At 69.3% G+C, this 18024-nt stretch carries 18 protein-coding genes; 11 read left to right on the forward strand and 7 right to left on the reverse strand.

Going from position 1 to position 18024, the window contains the following annotated elements:
- The 8 genes from truB (at position 1) to purB (ending at position 8843) form a co-directional block, all read left to right on the forward strand.
- Positions 1-870, forward strand: coding sequence for a tRNA pseudouridine(55) synthase TruB (gene truB / locus JQX13_RS28745; protein WP_203402680.1), 870 nt, complete (start codon positions 1-3; stop codon positions 868-870).
- Positions 871-879: 9 nt separating this feature from the next.
- The gene (locus tag JQX13_RS28750; RefSeq protein WP_203402681.1) at positions 880-1200 is read left to right on the forward strand and encodes a hypothetical protein; all 321 of its coding nucleotides are present in this window, start codon (positions 880-882) and stop codon (positions 1198-1200) included.
- A 133-nt stretch (positions 1201-1333) separates the two neighbouring features.
- On the forward strand, positions 1334-1606 hold the full coding sequence (gene rpsO, locus JQX13_RS28755; protein ID WP_203402682.1) for a 30S ribosomal protein S15: 273 nt from the start codon (positions 1334-1336) through the stop codon (positions 1604-1606).
- 396 nt (positions 1607-2002) lie between these two features.
- The gene (pnp, locus tag JQX13_RS28760; RefSeq protein ID WP_203402683.1) at positions 2003-4183 is read left to right on the forward strand and encodes a polyribonucleotide nucleotidyltransferase; all 2181 of its coding nucleotides are present in this window, start codon (positions 2003-2005) and stop codon (positions 4181-4183) included.
- Positions 4184-4343: 160 nt separating this feature from the next.
- Positions 4344-4799 carry a dUTP diphosphatase gene (dut, locus tag JQX13_RS28765; RefSeq protein WP_203402684.1) on the forward strand — a complete coding sequence of 152 codons (456 nt, stop codon included), beginning with the start codon at positions 4344-4346 and terminating at the stop codon, positions 4797-4799.
- Positions 4800-5017: 218 nt separating this feature from the next.
- Positions 5018-6592, forward strand: a complete 1575-nt coding sequence (locus tag JQX13_RS28770) for a serine/threonine protein kinase (protein ID WP_239013912.1) — start codon at positions 5018-5020, stop codon at positions 6590-6592.
- The gene (locus JQX13_RS28775; protein ID WP_203402686.1) at positions 6589-7533 is read left to right on the forward strand and encodes an ABC transporter substrate-binding protein; all 945 of its coding nucleotides are present in this window, start codon (positions 6589-6591) and stop codon (positions 7531-7533) included. The genes JQX13_RS28770 and JQX13_RS28775 overlap by 4 nt, the downstream gene beginning before the upstream one ends.
- On the forward strand, positions 7530-8843 hold the full coding sequence (purB, locus tag JQX13_RS28780) for an adenylosuccinate lyase (RefSeq protein ID WP_203402687.1): 1314 nt from the start codon (positions 7530-7532) through the stop codon (positions 8841-8843). Before JQX13_RS28775 ends, purB begins: the two co-directional genes overlap by 4 nt.
- A gap of 135 nt (positions 8844-8978) precedes the next feature.
- Here purB and JQX13_RS28785 read toward each other — a convergent pair whose 3' ends face one another.
- Both JQX13_RS28785 and JQX13_RS28790 read right to left on the reverse strand, forming a co-directional pair.
- Positions 8979-9935, reverse strand: coding sequence for a phosphoribosylaminoimidazolesuccinocarboxamide synthase (locus tag JQX13_RS28785; RefSeq protein ID WP_203402688.1), 957 nt, complete (start codon positions 9933-9935; stop codon positions 8979-8981).
- A gap of 46 nt (positions 9936-9981) precedes the next feature.
- Positions 9982-10572, reverse strand: coding sequence for a hypothetical protein (locus JQX13_RS28790; RefSeq protein WP_203402689.1), 591 nt, complete (start codon positions 10570-10572; stop codon positions 9982-9984).
- A gap of 48 nt (positions 10573-10620) precedes the next feature.
- Between JQX13_RS28790 and JQX13_RS28795 the strand changes: the two genes are divergently transcribed.
- Positions 10621-11409, forward strand: a complete 789-nt coding sequence (locus tag JQX13_RS28795; RefSeq protein ID WP_203402690.1) for an RNA methyltransferase — start codon at positions 10621-10623, stop codon at positions 11407-11409.
- Here the strand turns inward: JQX13_RS28795 and JQX13_RS28800 are convergent.
- From JQX13_RS28800 to JQX13_RS28810, 3 genes are all read right to left on the reverse strand, one after another.
- Positions 11406-11672, reverse strand: a complete 267-nt coding sequence (locus tag JQX13_RS28800; protein ID WP_203402691.1) for a vegetative protein — start codon at positions 11670-11672, stop codon at positions 11406-11408. The genes JQX13_RS28795 and JQX13_RS28800 overlap by 4 nt on opposite strands.
- A gap of 142 nt (positions 11673-11814) precedes the next feature.
- Entirely contained in the window at positions 11815-13032 is a 1218-nt protein-coding gene (locus tag JQX13_RS28805) for a S1C family serine protease (protein WP_203402692.1), read from the reverse strand.
- Positions 13033-13123: 91 nt separating this feature from the next.
- The gene (locus JQX13_RS28810) at positions 13124-13456 is read right to left on the reverse strand and encodes a hypothetical protein (RefSeq protein WP_203402693.1); all 333 of its coding nucleotides are present in this window, start codon (positions 13454-13456) and stop codon (positions 13124-13126) included.
- Between the two features lie 113 nt (positions 13457-13569).
- Between JQX13_RS28810 and JQX13_RS28815 the strand changes: the two genes are divergently transcribed.
- Positions 13570-14640, forward strand: coding sequence for a CFI-box-CTERM domain-containing protein (locus JQX13_RS28815; protein ID WP_239013913.1), 1071 nt, complete (start codon positions 13570-13572; stop codon positions 14638-14640).
- A complete protein-coding gene (locus tag JQX13_RS28820) occupies positions 14637-15245 on the forward strand; it encodes a TlpA family protein disulfide reductase (protein ID WP_343211017.1) in 609 nt (202 codons plus the stop codon). Before JQX13_RS28815 ends, JQX13_RS28820 begins: the two co-directional genes overlap by 4 nt.
- A gap of 7 nt (positions 15246-15252) precedes the next feature.
- Here the strand turns inward: JQX13_RS28820 and omp85 are convergent, their stop codons facing one another.
- Together omp85 and JQX13_RS28830 are read right to left on the reverse strand one after the other, a co-directional pair.
- Complete coding sequence (omp85, locus tag JQX13_RS28825) at positions 15253-16605, reverse strand: Omp85 family outer membrane protein (RefSeq protein ID WP_203402695.1); 1353 nt, start codon at positions 16603-16605, stop codon at positions 15253-15255.
- A gap of 87 nt (positions 16606-16692) precedes the next feature.
- The gene (locus tag JQX13_RS28830; protein ID WP_203402696.1) at positions 16693-18015 is read right to left on the reverse strand and encodes a pyridoxal phosphate-dependent decarboxylase family protein; all 1323 of its coding nucleotides are present in this window, start codon (positions 18013-18015) and stop codon (positions 16693-16695) included.
- Positions 18016-18024 lie beyond the last annotated feature (9 nt).

The raw sequence follows: 18024 nt of genomic DNA on the forward strand, positions 1-18024 counted from the left end.
ATGGACGGCGTCCTGGTCATCGATAAGCCCAAGGGGCCCACCTCGTTCGACGTGGTGCGGCAGGTCCGGGGTCTGCTCAAGGTGAAGAAGGTGGGCCATACCGGCACACTGGACCCGATGGCCACGGGGGTGCTGCCCCTGTGCCTGGGCGAGGCGACGAAGGTGGCCGGCTTCATCACCGAGGGCGACAAGGCCTATGACGCCGTCGTGCGTCTGGGCGCGGAGACGGACACCCAGGACGCCGAGGGCAAGGTGGTGGCCGAGGCGCCGGTTCCTTCCCTCACCACGGCGGTGCTCGAGGAGGTGTTGGGGCGCTTCCGCGGCTCCTTCGAGCAGGTGCCGCCCATGTACTCGGCGGTGAAGGTGGGCGGGAAGCGGTTGTACGAGCTCGCCCGTGCCGGCGAGGAGGTGGAGCGCGCCAGCCGTCAGGTGACGGTGTACGAGCTGGTGCTGCGCGACTTCAACGCCAACCAGCTCCGTCTGTCCGTGCGCTGCTCCAAGGGCTTCTTCGTCCGGACGCTCGCCTACGATATCGGCCGGGCGCTCGGTTGTGGGGCCCATCTGGAGGCGCTGCGGCGCACCACGAGCGGCCCCTTCACCCTGGCCCATTCCCTGCCGCTGGCGGACCTGGCCGCGCTGGCTCGGGAGCCCGAGGCCCTGGCGAAGCGGTTGCTGCCGGTGTCCGAGGCCCTGACCGACCTGCCCGCGGTGAGGGTGAGCGCGGAGGACGCGGCGCGGGTGTCCCATGGTGTCCCCGTGGAGGCCCCCGCCCATCCGGGCCGCGTGCGCGTGGTGGACCCTTCGGGCGCGCTGCTCGCCGTGGCCGAGGTGGTGCGCGGCCGGCTGCGTTACCTGCGAGTGCTCGTCTGACAGCCCATCGTGGCCCCGGCCCTCGACGTCACCGTGGTGGTGCCACCCTCCCTGAGGGCTCTCTTCGAGGGGCGGCGCGAGGTCACCCTCGGCGTGCCCGCCAACACCACGGTGGGGGAGATCCTGGAAACGCTCCTGCGCCTCTACCCCCTGCTGCGCCAGCACTTCGCGGGAGATCAGCCCGTCACCGGAGGCCTCTTCGTGCAGGTGGCGCTGGACGAGCCCTCTCTGGTGGATCTGTCCTCCGGGGGGACGGGACTGTCGACTGGAGGGCGCCTCATCCTCTTCAGTCTCTCCCGTCCGTCTCCAGGCGTACGGCCGGGCGCTTAAGGTTGACCGCCCGCACAGGCGATGCTTATAAGCCACCGATTCGTTAGTAGGAGGAAGCCCGGTCTGTACCCCTCCGCGGACCGTGGCAACCGCAGTACCCCACCCCGGAGCGGGACAGAAGCCAAGGAAGAACATGTCGGCATTGCATCAGGACCGTAAGGCAGAGGTCGTCGCGAAGTTCCGCACCCACGAGTCGGACACCGGTTCCCCCGAGGTCCAGGTGGCGCTGCTCTCCGAGCGCATCACCATGCTCACGGAGCACTTCAAGACGCACAAGAAGGACCACCACTCCCGCCGCGGTCTGCTCAAGCTGGTGGGTCAGCGTCGCCGCCTGCTCGACTACCTGAAGAGCAAGGACACCAACCGCTACAAGAAGCTCATCGAGGGCCTCGGCATCCGCAAGTAGGCCCGCAGTCAACCGGGGCGCTGGCTCTCAGGGCAGCGCCCCGAGTCGTTCCAGGCAGTTGCAGCACGCAGCACTCAGTCCAGCGAAGAGGAGGGGCGAGGGAGGAGGCAAGGGCGTGATGTGGACGGAGGTTTTGGTTTCCGTTCGGACGGGCCGACCGGTGGTGCAGCCGGGTCGGCCCGCGCGATCAGGGATCAAAGCTCCGACGCATCCCTGCCGGCGCTTCCGAAGCGCCCCCACCGCAGTCAAGTCGCGGTTGCCCGTATCCGCCTGTTCCAGGCCCGGTGACCGCATCAACCCCACAGGCCTCGCATCGAGGCGCGTGGGCCCTCACCTTTTGGAAAAGGCAGGGCACGCGTCCACGGGGCCACCCAGGAAGTACGAGGCAAGACGGATATGCACTTGAAGAAGAGCGTCAAGATTGGCGACACCGAGCTGACCATCGAGACCGGCCACATGGCCAAGCAGGCGGACGGCTCGGTGGTGGTTCGTTACGGCGACACCATGCTGCTCGTCACCGCGGTGAGCGCGCGCGAGAAGAAGGACGTGGACTTCCTCCCGCTCACGGTGGAGTACCAGGAGAAGTTGTACTCGGCCGGCCGCATCCCCGGCAGCTATTTCAAGCGCGAGGGGCGCCTGACGGAGAAGGAGACGCTGGCCAGCCGTATCGTGGACCGCTCCTGCCGCCCGCTCTTCCCGGACGGCTACGCCTACGAGACCCAGGTCATCGCGAGCGTCATCTCCGCGGACCCGGAGCACGAGGGTGATATCCACGGCATTACGGGCGCCTCGGCGGCGCTGTGGGTGTCGGACATCCCCTTCAACGGCCCCATCGCGGGCATCCGCGTGGGCCGCGTGGACGGCAAGCTCATCGCCAACCCCACGCTCAAGCAGCGCGAGCTGTCCGACATCGACCTCGTCATGGCCGTGAGCCGCGAGGCCATCGTGATGGTGGAGGGCGGTGCCGAGGAGGTGAGCGAGGCGGAGATGATGGCCGCGCTCGAGTTCGGCAAGCAGGCGGCACAGCCGGCCCTGGATCTGCAGGACGAGCTGCGGCGCGCGCTCAACAAGACGGTGCGCAACTACGACCGCATCCCTGCGGTGGCCGAGGACCTGAAGTCCAAGGTTCGTGAGCTGGCCTGGGACGGCATCGTCAACGGCTACACCATCAAGGAGAAGGCGGCCCGCTACGAGGCGCTCTCCAAGGCCAAGAAGGAGGCCCTGGCGAAGCTCAAGGAGCAGCTGGGCGAGGGCTACACCTCCCAGGTGGAGAAGCACGCCAAGCAGGTGGTGGAGGACCTGAAGTACGAGCACATGCGCACGCTGACGGTGAACGGTGGCCGCATCGGTGGCCGTGGTCACGCCGAGGTGCGCAACATCACCTGCGAGGTGAGCGTGCTCCCGCGCACCCACGGCAGCGCCATCTTCACCCGTGGCGAGACGCAGGCCCTGGTGGTGACGACGCTGGGTACCTCCGAGGACGAGCAGCGGCTGGAGCTGCTCAGCGGCCAGTCCTTCAAGAAGTTCATGCTGCACTACAACTTCCCCCCGTTCAGCGTGAACGAGACCAAGCCCCTGCGCGGCCCCGGCCGGCGTGAGGTGGGCCATGGCGCCCTGGCCGAGCGCGCGCTGCGCAACATGCTGCCCGCGAGCGAGAAGTTCCCGTACACGGTGCGGCTCGTCTCGGACATCCTCGAGTCCAACGGCTCCTCGTCCATGGCCTCCGTGTGCGGCGGCACGCTGTCGCTGATGGACGCGGGCGTGCCCATCAAGGCGCCCGTGGCCGGCATCGCCATGGGTCTGGTGAAGGAGGGGGACCAGGTCGCCATCCTCTCGGACATCCTCGGTGACGAGGACCACCTGGGCGACATGGACTTCAAGGTGTGCGGCACCTCGAAGGGCATCACCTCCATCCAGATGGACATCAAGATCACCGGTCTCACCACGGAGATCATGAGCCGCGCGCTGGAGCAGGCGCGTCAGGGCCGTCTGCACATCCTGGGCGAGATGCTCAAGGCGATGGCCGAGCCGCGCAAGGAGATCAGCGCCTACGCGCCGCGCATCACCACCATCCAGATCCGCCCCGAGTTCATCAAGAACGTCATCGGGCCGGGCGGCAAGGTGATCAAGGACATCATCGCCCGCACGGGTGCCGTCATCAACATCGACGACTCGGGCCGCGTGGACATCGCCAGCTCCAACGTGGACTCGGTGAAGTCGGCCATCGCGATGATCCAGGCGCTCACGCGCGAGGCGGAGATCGGGAAGATCTACACGGGCACGGTGCGGAAGATCGCCGAGTTCGGCGCCTTCGTGGAACTGTTCCCGGGCACCGACGGCCTCATCCACATCTCCGAGCTGTCCGACAAGCGCGTGAAGAGCGTGTCGGACGTGCTCAAGGAGGGCGATGAGGTGCTGGTGAAGGTCGTCAGCATCGACAAGACGGGCAAGATCCGCCTGTCGCGCAAGGAGGCCATGGCCGAGCGCGCCGCCTCTCAGCAGGGCACCGCCCCCGCCGCCGAGGCCACCCCCGCCGCCGCGTCCCCCGAGGCCACCCAGCCGGGCGCCAAGGCCTGATTCGAGAACACGGTGACGGATACCCTCACCCTTTCCCTCTCCCAGAGGGAGAGGGGAGGGCTCACGGAACGCCCTCTCTTCGCTCCGGCGGAGGAGGGCGTTCTGCTTTGCTCCCGCCTGAAAGCTGGCCTGTCCGTCTCACGGTGCTACCTTGTCGGATATGTCCTTACCTGTCACCGTGAGGGTCCGCCGCGTGCGCACCCACCCGGAGCCGCTGCCCCTGCCGCGCTATGAGACCGCCCTCGCCGCGGGGATGGACCTGCGGGCGGACATCGATGGGGAGCTCACCCTCGGGCCCATGGAGCGCGCGGCGGTTCCCACCGGCCTGGCGCTGGCCCTGCCTCCCGACTACGAGGCCCAGCTCCGGCCCCGCTCGGGACTGGCGCTGCGTCACGGCATCACCCTGCTGAACTCGCCAGGGACGGTGGACGCGGACTACCGCGGAGAGGTCAAGGTGCTCCTCGTGAACCTCTCCCAGGAGCCCTTCACGCTTCGCCGCGGCGAGCGCATCGCCCAACTCGTGGTGTCACCCGTGTCTCGGGTGTCCCTATTGGAGCTGGAGCTACTGGAAACCACCGAGCGGGGAGAGGGCGGTTTCGGCTCGACGGGACGGTGACCCGGCGTTCCTTGCCGATTGTCAGCGCGGCGCGGTAAGACGGCTGCGGGTGCCTTCTGGAGGCCCCGCAACTGCCCCCCACCTCCGGGAGTCCGACCGCCTTGCTCTGCTACCGCTGCGGCAGCCATGTTCCCGATGCCAATGAATCCTGCGGCACCTGTGGGCTGAAGCTCACCGGGGCGGCGGCAGGGGCTGGGCCTCGTCGTCGCGGGGCGACCGTGGAGGCTCCCTACAAGCCAGGGGACGTCTTCGCCAAACGCTACGCCATTCGCGAGGTGATCGGACCGGGTCCCGTCGGCCATGTCTTCCGCGCGCTCGACCAGGAGATGGACGTCGAGATCGCGCTGAAGATCATCAACCCCCGCCTGGTGCAGATGCCCGAGGAGCGCACCCAGTTCTCCCTGTCGCTGCGCGCGGGCAAGAAGCTCACCCACCCCCACCACGTGCGCGTCTACGAGGAGGGGGAGGACCGCAACCGGCCCTTCTTCACCACGCAGCTGCTGGAGGGCATGACGCTGCGGCGGATGATCGAGCAGCGCTCGGCGCAGGGGCAGCGCTTCACCCCCAAGGAGGTGGAGCCCCTCCTGGCGCAGCTCGCCGAGGCCCTGGACAGCTCCCATAAGTACGGGCCGCACTCGGACCTCAAGCCGGAGAACATCATCGTCCTGCCGGACATGCTGAAGGTGACGGACTACGGGCTGGCGCTGGGGATTCCGCGTCTGCCCTTCGTCCAGGCCCAGAAGGTCGGGCGCGTGGCCTGCTACGTCGCCCCCGAGTACTCCGAGGGCCGTGAGCTGGATACGCGGATGGACCTCTACTCGCTGGGCGTCATCGTGGGCGAGCTGCTCACCGGTCAGACGCCCGACGAGGGACAGGCGCCGGAGCTGCTGGCCTACGACCCCGAGCTGCCGCCCGGTCTGGAGGCCCTCTACCGGCGCGCCACCAACGCCAATCCGCTCGCGAGGCCCAAGACGGCGGGCGAGTTCCTCGCGGAGTTCACCGCGGCCCTGGCGCGTCCGCGCGCTCCCTCGGCGAAGCCCTCGGCGGGTGCGCAGACGCCAGCCCCTTCCCGTCCGCGTCCCAATCCGGTGCCCTTCAGTCTCACCGCCGAGCTGGCGACGGCGTTCCCTCCGCGCTCGGACATGCTTCCTCCTCCCGTGCCGACGTCGGAGCTGCCGAGCCTGGGCGCCCCGACCATCCAGGTGCCCGTCGTGGCGGGCGGTCCTCCCCCCGAGTCCTCCAAGGCGACCCTGCTGGAGGTCCCCACCTGGAGCTCGCCCACCCTGGAGATTCCCAACGTCTCCGGTGGGCCCACCGAGCCCCTGTCCGCTGAGAGCATCGCGCAGCGGTTGGCCGCGAAGGCGAAGGAGGAACAGAAGCCTCCGGATGCGACCCAGCCGCTCGACTCGGCGACGCTCGCCGCCATCATGGGGAGCGCCAGGCCCGCCGCTTCGGCTCCCGCCCCAAAGCCTCGTCCCGCGCCGGCTCCGGCTCCTGTTGCCGCTTCCACTCCCGCTCCCGCTCCGGTCGCTCGTGCCGAGTCCCGGTCCTCGATTCCCCCTCCTGGCAAGGCTGCTCCCCGGAGCGCGCCCATGCCCGCGCTGAAGTCGTCCCGCTCGAGTTCCTCCTCCGTGCGGCTGGTGTTGCTGGCGCTCGCGGGGCTCGCCCTGGGCGCGGCGGGGGGTTATGGGTTGCTGAAGATGCGTCAGGTCTCCCAACAGGGCTCCTCGGCGGCCCGGCAGAGCGGGGACACATCGGGTTCGGCCCCAGGGGCCAGGGGAGTGAAGCGATGAGGCGGTGGGGGTGGCTCGTCCTGCTGGCGCTGTGGGTGCCGCTGGTGGCCGCCTCGCAGCCGGCTCGCCCGCGCGTGGTGGTGGTGAAGTCCGCCGGGCTCGCGCCCTACGCGGCGGTGGTGGCCGGCTTCAGCGCCGAGGTCCGCGCCGAGGTGGTGGAGGTGCTGCTGGAGGACAACACCCAGGCGGCCACCCGGGCCTTCCAGCGCGTCGCCGCTCAGAAGCCGGCCCTGGTGCTCGCCATCGGGCCCCTGGCCGCCAACACCGCCCGCCGCACCTTGAGCAAGGACGTCCCCGTCCTCTTCGCCATGGTGCCCTATTACGAGAAGTACGGGCTGGAAGGCCCCAACATCACCGGTATCGCGCTCACCAGCGACTTCCGTCCCGAGCTGGCCGCCCTCCAGTCCCTGGCTCCCTCCGCCAAACGCGTGGGCATCCTGCATGATCCGCGCTTCTCCACCGGCCTCGTGGAGGCGGCTCAGTCGGCCGCGGGTCCGCTCGGCCTGTCCATCGTGCCGCTCGCGGCGGATTCGCGGGGCAAGGCGGACAAGGTGCTCGCCGGCTCCAAGGACAAGGTGGACGCGCTCCTGATGGTGGCCGACAAGACGGTGGGCAATGCCTCCGTCGTCCAGGAGCTCATCTCCTTCGCCACCACCCAACGCCTGCCGCTGGTGGGCCTCACCCCCAGTCAGGTGAAGGAGGGCGCTACCCTGGCCCTCGCTCCCAGCCCCACCGCCATCGGGCAGCAGGCGGGCCGGCTGGCCAACCGCATCATCCACGAGAAGGTCGACCCCGGAGCGCTGGCCGTCGCGCAGCCCGAGGGGTTGGATCTCGCCGTCAATCTCTCCGCCGCCGGCAAGCTGGGAGGCTCCAGGGACGTGGTGCTGGAGCTGCTCCGGTTCGCGGCGAAGCGGGACTTCCCCGTGAGGGTCTTCGAGTGATTCCGCGTTATAGCCGCAAGGAAATGTCTTCCCTCTGGACCGACGTGGCCCGTCTGCGCCGCTGGCGCGACGTGGAACTGGCCGCGCTGGAGGGCATGGTGGAGCACGGCATCGCGCCGCGCGAGGCGCTTCAGGACTGCCTCTCCCGCGCCGGTGACTTCACCGAGGCCGATGCCGCCCGCATCGAGGAGATCGAGCGCACCACCAAGCACGACGTCATCGCGTTCCTCACCTTCATGGAGGAGCGCATCGGGCCGAGCGCGCGCTGGCTTCACCTGGGTATGACGTCCTCGGACGTGCTGGACACCTCGCTGGGCATGTCGCTGCGCGACGCGGCGGACCTCATCCTCCAGGGCGTGGGCCGTGCCATGGCCGCGGTGGAGAAGCGCGCCTTCGAGCACAAGCGCACCGTGATGATGGGCCGCAGCCACGGCATCCACGCCGAGCCCATCACCTTCGGGCACAAGCTGGCCATCTGGTACGACGAGCTGCGCCGCGCCGAGGCCCGCATCCTCCGCGCTCGCGAGGTCATCGCCGTGGGCAAGATCTCCGGCGCGGTGGGCACGTTCGCGCACCTGCCTCCCACGGTGGAGGTGTACGCCTGCAAGAAGCTGGGCCTTACGCCCGCGCCAGCCTCCAGCCAGATCGTCCAGCGTGACCGGCATGCCGAGTTCTTCTCCGCGCTGGCGCTGCTGGGCGCGAGCATCGAGAAGTTCGCCGTGGAGATCCGCCACCTGCAGCGCACCGAGGTGCGCGAGGCCGAGGAGCCCTTCACCGCGGGCCAGAAGGGCTCGAGCGCGATGCCGCACAAGCGCAACCCCATCCTCTCGGAGAACCTGACGGGCCTGGCGCGGCTGCTGCGCGGCTACGCGTTGAGCGCCCTGGAGGACGTGGCGCTCTGGCACGAGCGGGATATCTCCCACTCGTCGGTGGAGCGGGTGATCGGTCCGGACGCCACCATCGTCGCCGACTTCATGCTCCACCGCTTCTCCGGGCTGATGGAGAACCTGCGCGTCTACCCCGAGCAGATGCAGAAGAACCTGGATCTGCTCGGCGGGGTGGTGAACTCGCAGCGCCTCCTGCTGGAGCTGGCTCGCAAGGGCATGGACCGCCAGGCCGCGTACGTCATCGTCCAGCGCAACGCCATGCGCATGTTCGAGCAGGGCGTGTCCTTCCGGAAGTCGCTGCTCGAGGACGCGGATCTTCTCGAGGTGATGACGCCCGCGGAGATCGAGGACTGCTTCTCGGCCGGCTACCACATCAAGCACGTGGACGACATCTTCCAGCGCGTGTTCGGCCGCAGCGAGTAGCCGGCTTGGGGGTGCACCGGGGGGAACCCGGGTTCACCTCGTACCCTCACCCCGGCCCTCTCCCAGCGGGAGAGGGTCGAACCTGGTTCCTCTCCGTGCAACTTGGAGAGGGGGGCGGGTGAGGAGCCTTTTCTCCTAGAGATAGCCGCGCGCCTTCAGGTTCTTCTCGATGCGCGCGTGCACGTCTCCCACTTCCAGCGCCAGCGGCGTGCCCGTGATCTGCTCGTAGGCCGCCAGGTACTTCTCCGCCAGCGACACGCGCACGTCGTCCGGAATCGCCGGCGGCGTGCCGTGGCCCTGGAAGCCCCGCTCGCGGATCAGCCACTGGCGGATGTTCTCCTTGTCCAGCATCCGCTGATCCTCGCCCTTCGCGAAGCGCGCCTCGTACTCGTCCGCCACCCAGTAGCGGCTCGAGTCCGGCGTGTGGATTTCATCGATCACGTACAGCTCGTCGCCCACCTTGCCGAACTCGTACTTCGTATCCACGAGGATCAGCCCGCGCGTGCGCGCCCACTTCTGGCCCTCGAGGAACAGCCCCCGGGCCGCCTCGGTGATGCGGGCCCAGTCGCGCGCGCTCGCCAGGTTCCTCGCCAGGATCTCCTTCTCGGAGATGGGCTCGTCGTGCTTGCCGTACTGCTCCTTGGTGGACGGGGTGATGATGGGCGCGGGGAAGGCCTCGTCCTTGCGCATCCCGTCCGGGAAGGGCACCCCGTAGGCGGTGTGCGTCCCCTTCTGGTAGTCGCGCCACAGGCTGCCCGTCAGGTACCCGCGTACCACCACCTCCACCGCGAAGGGCTGGCAGGCTCGTGCCACCGTCACGTTCGCGTCCGGTACGTCCAGCACGTGGTTGGGGACGATGTGCTTCGTGCGCTCGAACCAGAACGTCGTCAGCCGGTTGAGCACCTCGCCCTTGAAGGGGATGGTGGTCAGCACATGATCGAAGGCCGACAACCTGTCCGAGGTGACCAGGATGAGCCGGTCTCCCTGGCGGTAGGTGTCACGGACCTTCCCCTGGTAGTGCTGGCCCAGGGTCGGCAGGTTCACCTGCCGGAGCGTATGCGGAAGCTGCGCGTGGAGTGCGGAGGTGTTCACGAGAGGCGCCTCGGGCCCCGATACGGGGCGTGAAGGAGGCGCGACTCTACTGGACCGCGCCCGGCAGGGAAGCGGGACCTTGGGCCGCCGCCATGTACAGGAACGCGGGATTGATGCGCAGCATGCCGTCCACGTATGCCACCGCGTACGGCGCGCCCGAGGCCCGGTCCACCTGCACGACTCCCGAGGGATTGATCTTCCAGTGGTCGAGCAGCGTCCGGGCCACCAGTTCGGCCGCCTCGCGCTCGGACAGGCCCTGCAGGCTCTCGCGGCGATCCTCCGGCCAGCGCTCACCCACCCGTCCGTCGAAGCTCAGCAGCAGCTGCGCTCCCGCGTCCGGGGACTGGAGCAGATCCGTGCGCGCCTCGACTCCCGGCGCCGCCACCAGCTCCCCGTTCTGTGTGATGGGGAACAGAACCGGCGCCTGCGCGGCCTGACCCGCCTCCGTTTCGGAGATGCGGGCCACCTCGCGGAACAGCTCCAGGCGTGTGGAAGGATTCTCGAACTCGAGCAGCTCGGGTGGACTGGTGAGTGCCTGTCTCGCGCCGGGAGACGCGCGCACGGGGGCACCCCCGACGCCACAACCGGTCAGGGTAACGAGAGAGAGGAGCAGGCCAGCGACCCAGCGACGCATCATGGGGAATATACCGGGGCGGGTCTGACTCGGAAAGCTAAACTCGGAGGCATGCTCACGGCCGGAAACATGACCGTCATCCTCCACCAGACACGATCACCCGAGAACCTCGGCTCGGTGGCCCGGGTGATGGCCAATTTCGGCTTTTCGCGCCTCATCCTCTCAGATCCCAGGACGTACGCCTTCCGAGGCGCCGAGCGGCTGGCCGTCAAAGGGGACGCCGTGCTGGAGGCCATGGCCGTGGCCCAGAGCCTTCCCGAGGCCCTCAAGGATTGCGTGTACGCGGTTGGCACCACCTCTCGCACCCAGATCGAGGGGCGCACGGCCCTCACCCCGGAGGAGGCGGTGGCGCGGCTGGCCGAGCAGAGCCGGCGGGGGAGGGTGGCGCTGGTGCTCGGCGGTGAACAGCGGGGCCTGTCCAACGAGGAGCTGGCGTTCTGCACGGATCTGCTCGTCATCCCCACGAGCGAGGTGCAGCCGTCGATGAACCTGGCGCAGGCGGCGGCGGTGCTGCTCTACCTGTGCTCGCGCGAGGGCCGGAAGCCCGCGGAGGAGGTGGCACCGCCGCTCGCGCCGGAGCAGCAGGGCGCGAGGATGGGGACGGTGCGCGCGCTGGGCGATCGGATGCGCCAGGTGATGCTGGAGGCGCAGTTCCTCAACCCGCAGGCACCGGATCATATCCTGCGTGAGTTGGAGCGGAGTCTGTTGCGTGCGGAGCTCACCCAGCGCGAGGCGGAGCTGTGGCTCACGGCCTTCAAGCACCTGGGACGAGCGATGGGCGGGAGCAAGGGCACTCCCGGGAAGGGAGCGCCCTCGCGAGGTACCGACCCGAACGGCTAGGCCGCCTCGGCCTTCTTGTAGACCTCGCCGTAGTGCTTCTCGCACAGGCCGGCCTTGGACGTCTTGGCGCGGCAGTCCGGCTTGGAGCAGGTGCGGTAACGGGAGTGCGGGAGCTCGCCCTGCCGCCACTTCTTGAAGTGGAAGAAGCAGTAGCTCTTGGCGCGGTAGGGACGCTTGCAGCCCTCGACGCTGCAGGCCTTCTTGCCACCGCCCTTGGCCACGCGCGGCCAGTGCTTGAGGGTCGTCTTCTGTGCTTCAGCCATGGAAATGCTCCTGTTGCGTAACGGTGCCTCGCGTCACCATGGGTGTGACCCGCGGGGCGTGCAAAGGCGCTGTCTGTAGCGCTGGCCGTACCGGAACGCAAGGAGGCAGGCGGGGATGCGGGCGCACCCCCCGTTTCCATTCTCAAGGAGAGGGGGCGCTCCTGCCGGGCGCCTGTCCGTCCGCCTCCCCTGGAAGGCCGCTGCCTCCCGTGGCGGGCTCTCCGTCCGGGTGGGCCGCCGGAGCGGGACCCGCCAGGGTGGGCGCGACGGGCTCCGTATCACCGGGGATGTCCTCGAGCTTGACCTTCAGCTTCAGGGGCCGATCTCCGCGCCGGACGCGGAGCACCACGTTGCGGCCCACTCCCCGGGAAGCCACCTGCCAGCGCAGCTTGTGGGCACGATCCACCCGGGCGGAGTCCAGGCCCTCGATGACGTCCCCCACCTGCAGTCCGGCGCGCGAGGCGGGGCCGCCGTCCATCACCTCCGACACCACCACGCCCCTGGGGTTCGTCAGCCCATAGGCCTCGATGACGTCGGGGGAGCAGTCCTGCACGGACACTCCCATCCACCCGCGCCGCACGCGCCCGTACTTCCTCAGGTGCGGCAGCACCGCCTTGGCGATGTCCACCGGGATGGCGAAGCCGATGCCCTGGCCCGCCACGTTGACGGCGTTGGCGATGGCCACCACGTCCCCGTGCACGTCCAGCACCGGCCCGCCCGAGTTGCCCGGGTTGATGGAGGCGTCCACCTGCATGTAGTCGAAGTCGCCGTCGCGCCCGTTGGGCGTCACGTCCGTGCGGCCCTTGGCGCTCACCACGCCCGCCGTCACCGAGTGCGTCAATCCGAACGGATTGCCGATCACCACCACGAAGTCCCCCACCTCCACCCGCGAGGCCGAGGACAGCTTCAGCACGGGCAACTTCCGAGGGGCCTTGATCTTCAGCAGCGCGAAGTCCGTGCGCTCGTCCTCGCCCACCACCTCGGCGGGGTACTCCTCCGGGTAGCCGCGCTCGGAGAGCACGGAGATGGTGATGTCCTCCGCGCCCTCGATGACGTGGGCGCTGGTGAGGATGTAACCGTCCGGATGGATGATGAGGCCCGAGCCGATGCCCTTCTGGGCCTCGCCCTCCATGTCGGCGCCGGTGCTCGCCTGACGTGTGGTGATGGACACCACCGCGGGCAGGGACGCCTGGGCCACCTGACTGAGGGCGGAACGCTGCTCGCGCACGGAGCGCTGCGCCGCCTCCACCCACAGCCGGTCTGGCTGCTCTCCCCCATGCCGGGCGCCCCACGCCGGTGCGCCCAGTGTGCACAGCAGCGTTGCCAGCGAGACACTCCCCCACCACCGTCCACCGATCATCGTCCCGCGCCTCCCACCCAGCCCACCTCGGGAGAAACTAGGGAGGCGGAGTCCGGAGGGGAAGCGGGGCGATCGGCGAGGGTGGGGAAGGCTACTTCTTCTGGGCGATGATGCGGTCGATCTCCGCCCGATCCTCGTTGGTGATGCGCTCGCGCGGTGCCGGCGCCGCCGCCGCTGGCTTCGAGATCTGCTTCGAGGCCTTCTTCGTCGTCCGGTTGACGGCGTCCTTGGCGTCGTCGAGCGCGTCGCGCACGCCGTCCTTCACCCGGTCCACCTGGCGATCCACCTCGGATGGCTGCACGTGGCGCTTCCACTGCAGCTGCGCGTACTCCAGTGGCGTCCGCCCCTCGATGCTGCCGGTCGCCAGGAAGACCCCGAGTCCCACCGCGCAACCCGTCCACACCAGGAACTTCAGGAAGTCCATTGTTCACATCCTCCTACCACCTCATACACCGAGGCAGGGGAGCTGGCCAGTTTCTGGTGGGGGGGTGGGTTGGTCGCTGACAGCGGGCGGGGCGCCCTCTAATGTGCGCGGCCTTGCAGCCCGACGAGCTCTTCCAGGCCGCCCGGCAGAGGGCGGAGTCGATGTCCCTTCCGCGAGCGCAGGAGGCGCAGGAGCAGTTGCGCGCCCAGGCGCTGGCGCTGTTCGCCCGGATTCCGGAGCCGCCCGTGTACCACCGGGCGGAGGATCCGGCGCGCAAGGCGGCGGAGTCGCTGCTGCCGGAGCTGGAGAAGGTGCTGGCCCTGGGGCTGGCGGTGGAGCGGGACGCGGGGCGGTGGGAGGCCACGGAGCGCATCCTCGCGGCGCTGCGGGCGCATGGCGAGGCGCTGTGCCATACGGCGGACGGGCGGCTGGTGCGGGCGGAGGAGGCGTGGCGGCGGGCGCTGGAGCTGGAGCGCGCGGCGCATCCCACGCGGGCGCTCGGAACGAAGGAGACGGTGGCCCCGCCGGTGTATGATCGGACGTCGGGGGCCTCGCGGTACGACCCGAGGCAGGAATCAGTGGCGCAGGTGAAGCTCATCTGCCCCAACACGGGCTGCAAGCGCATCAACGACTTCGGGTACGTGCCGGGGCCGGGGACGCGCCGCTACGTCTGTCCGGCCTGCAACACGCCCTTCCTGGCGTACTTCGGCGAGCTGCGCGGGCTGGAGATCGAGCACAGGAGCAGCTCCAAGCGCTTCTTCTTCACGGTGGACGAGGTGCGGGGCTCGGGCAGCTCGCGCATCGAGTTCGAGGAGGCGAGTGGCGAGGAGTTCCCGGTGGCACGAAGGGATCTGCTGGTCTTCCTGTACACCGAGGCGCGCGAGCTGAAGGCGGTGGTGAACCTGACGAACAACCGGCTGATGTGGATTTCGCCGGCCAGCTCGTGCTTCGTGGTGACGGCGGCGTTCGGAGAGGGCGCGCCGGAGCTGGTGGCGTTCCGGGAGTTCCGGGACGAGGTGCTGCGCCGCCACGGGTGGGGACGGGAATTCATCCGGGTCTACTATCGGTATGGGCCAGGGGTTGCGCGGTGGGTGGTGGAGAGGCCGGGGGTGAGGCGGGAAGTCCGGCGGGTGCTGAAGCAGGTGCACCGGGTGTTGAAGACGACGAGGAGCGGAAGCACGTGACGGAGCAGCGGAACACGGACGCCGGGCAGCAGTCGGGAGCGGGGCAGGAGGGCGCGGGGCAGCCGCCGGCGCGCCATGGGTGGAGCAAGGTGTTGCTGGTGGTGACGGGCCTGCTGGGTATGGCGGGCCTGGGGTACCTGGGCGTGCAGGAGGCGATGCGGCAGCGGCTGGCCTCGGACGGGATGGCGGCGCCCCCGGTGAAGATGGAGAAGTACGAGGGGGGGACGCTGTCGCTGGCGGACCTCAAGGGCAAGGTGGTGATGCTGGACTTCTGGGCGACGTGGTGCCCGCCGTGCCAGGCGGAGATGCCCTCGCTCATCAAGCTGGCGAAGGAGTACGAGGGGAAGGGCCTGGTGTTCGTGGCGGCGAGCCGTGACGAGATGCCGGACGCGCCCCTGTTCGTGCAGGAGTTCGTGGTGAGCCGCATGCCGGAGCTGGGGCAGTACGTGGTGTACGCCCCGGACGAGGTGGCGGCGGTGTTCCAGGTGACGGCGCTGCCGACGCTCTACTTCCTGGACCGGGAGGGCCGGGTGGTGGACGCGCAGCGGGGCATGCTGACGGAGGACGCGCTGCGCCGGCGGATCGAGCGCGCCCTCGAGCTCTGAGGTGCGGTCAGAACAGGTGGCCGAAGTCCAGGTAGAAGCCCGTGGTGCCGTCACGAGGGCTGAGGCCGTAGTCGACGCGGAGGATGAAGTCGTTCTCCCAGGCGATGCGCAGCCCGCCACCGACGCCGTAGCGTGGATCGCCCCCATCCGCGAGGCGGAGGTCCGTCCAGGCCTGTCCCACGTCGAGGAAGGCGACGACGGTGAAGTCCAGGTGCTGCCGCCATGGGGACACCGAGAGGAACTTCCACCGCACCTCGCCGTTGGCCAGCGCCTTCGCCTGCCCCTGTAGCCGGTTCTTCAGGATGCCGCGTGCGGTGTACATGCCGCCGATGCCGCTCCAGCCCTCGAGCCACTCCACGCCGCCGAACGAGGTGAGCAGGAAGACAGGCACGTCTCCGCCCATCACATCGAGGAAGAGCCGGGCGGCCACCACGAGCCGCTCGCTGAACAGCGGTTGGTAGAAGCGAAGGTTGGCCGTCACCCCCCAGTAGCTGGAGGCACTTCCCGTCGGGGTGGCGGCTCCACGCAGCGCGAGCTCGTGGAACATGCCGCGCACTGGGGCAGGCTCGTTGTCGCGCGTGTCCAGCAGCAGGCTCGCCGATACCTCCGCCGTGCGGAAGGTGGTCGCCCCGTCCTCGCTCCCAGTCAGCCCCGAGATCAACCCCGCCCGGGCATCCTCCACCAGCCGCGAGTCCCTCGCCTGTCCCAGCTCTTCCGTTCCGTAACGCGTGCGCACCGAGGTGATGCGGAAGCGATAGCCCAGCGCCACCTGCCAGGGTCCGCTCAGCGGCCGGCGCGCGTTCAGCACCAGGCTCGGGAGGGTGCGCTGATCGAAGCTGTAGTAGCGCAGGCCTCGGAAGTCCGGGTTGCCCGGACAGGCATTCGGGTCCGACTTCAGCGCCTCGCGATCCTCGCACCCGGCGAACGCCGGCTCATAAGCCGCGGTGCCTCCCAGCCCGAAGTAGGGCGAGAAGCGGTCGTTGAGCAGGCCCAGGTTGATGCCCAGGCGCCACTCCGATGAGAGGAAGCGGGGCGAATCCAGGATGAGGCGGTGCTGGGCCACCCCGTTCGTCGTCTGGAAGAACTGAGCCACCACGGAATGCCGGTAGGGCAGCTGGGTGCCATCGCCCGCGTCCACCAACATGAGCCGCGCGCCATAGCCGAAGCCCTCGTCGCTGTTGAAGCTGACCAGCGGAAGGCCCATCACGCGCCATCCCGTCCGAGGCGTTTCGGTGGGAGGTGGCGTCACTCCGGCCACGGGGGGCTCGATGGCCTCGTGTGGAGGCTCCTCGGCCCACGCCGGGGCCCAGGTCAGCACGGCGGTCAGCACCACTGCCCACGTCGTCCGGATCGGATACATGAACGTCTCCAGGTGCTTCGGGGCCGCGGCTTCAGGCCACGGCCAGTCCGTGCGAGGTTCCCTCCGCGTACCGCGGGAGGCGTCCCCTCACTCGTTTCCGTACAGGGAGTCCATGAACTGGAGGATGAAGCCCTCGGCCTCCTTGGGATCGGGGAGGGCGCCGAGCATGCCGTACATGGCGGCGCTTCCGTCCGGGGCGGGCTCACCGGAGGCGAGGTGGGCGGCACACGCGCGCAGATCCGCGAGGAAGGGCTCCACCACCGCGGCGTGGGCGGGCGTCACCATCAGGTGCAGCGCGGGGGGCCTCATCTGGCGATCCAGCTTCCAGCCGCGTGCCTCCATGGCATCGCCGAGCGCGTAGATGTCCAGGGTCTTCGAGGAGAAGGCGAAGACGCTGAGCGACGGCTTGCCCAGGAGCTCGAGCCCGGGGATGGCGGCGATGCCTTCGCGCAGCACCTTCGCGGTGTCGAGCACGGTGCGGGCCAGCCGCAGATAACCCTCCTCGCCGAGGTACTTGAGGACGGCCCAGGCCGCGGCGATGGCCCCACCGGGACGGGTGCCCGCCATGGAGGGCGAGGCGTAGATGCCGCCGCTCCAGCCCGTATAGGTGAAGAACTGGTACCGGCGCAGCTCGGGCGTGCGGTAGAGGACGATGGAGGCGCCCTTGGCGGCGTAGCCGTACTTGTGCAGGTCCGCCGAGAGGCTGGTGACGCCGGGCACGGCGAAGTCGAAGTCGGGGATGTCGTAACCGAGCCGCTTCGCGAAGGGCAGGAGGAACCCACCGAGGCAGGCATCCACGTGGAAGAAGACGCCCTTCTCCTGGGCCAGGGCGGCGAGCTCGGAGATGGGGTCGATGACTCCCTGCGGGTATGAGGGCGCCGAGCCGACGACGAGCGCCGTGCGTGGATTGATGGCGGCGCGCATGGCCGCCATGTCCGCGCGGAAGTCCGGCCCCACGGGGACGTTGATGGGCTTCACCCCGAAGTAGTGGGCGGCCTTCTGGAAGGCGGGGTGGACGGAGGCGGGCATCACCATCTCCGGCTCGGAGATGCCACGCTCGGCGAGGGCGAAGTCGCGGGCCGTCTTGACGGCCATGAGGATGGACTCGGTGCCTCCGGACGTCATCGTGCCGGTGGCGGTGTCGCCATGGAAGAGCTCCGCCGCGATGGCGAGCACCTCGGACTCGAAGCGCCTCAGGCTGGGGAAGGCCAGCGGGCTGAGGCCGTTTTCGGACATGAACTCGGTGTAGGCCTCGGCGGCGACGCGGCGCACGTCCTCGCCCGCGTTGTAGACGAGGCTCCACGTACGCCCCTCCTTCCAGTGAGCATCCTCGGTGCGCATCTCGCGCATCCTCGCGAGCACGTCCTGGTGGCTCAGACCCTGGGAAGACAGGCGGGGGCTCTTCGACATCTCATCTCC

Source organism: Archangium violaceum, assembly GCF_016859125.1.
Taxonomy (GTDB): domain Bacteria; phylum Myxococcota; class Myxococcia; order Myxococcales; family Myxococcaceae; genus Archangium; species Archangium violaceum_A.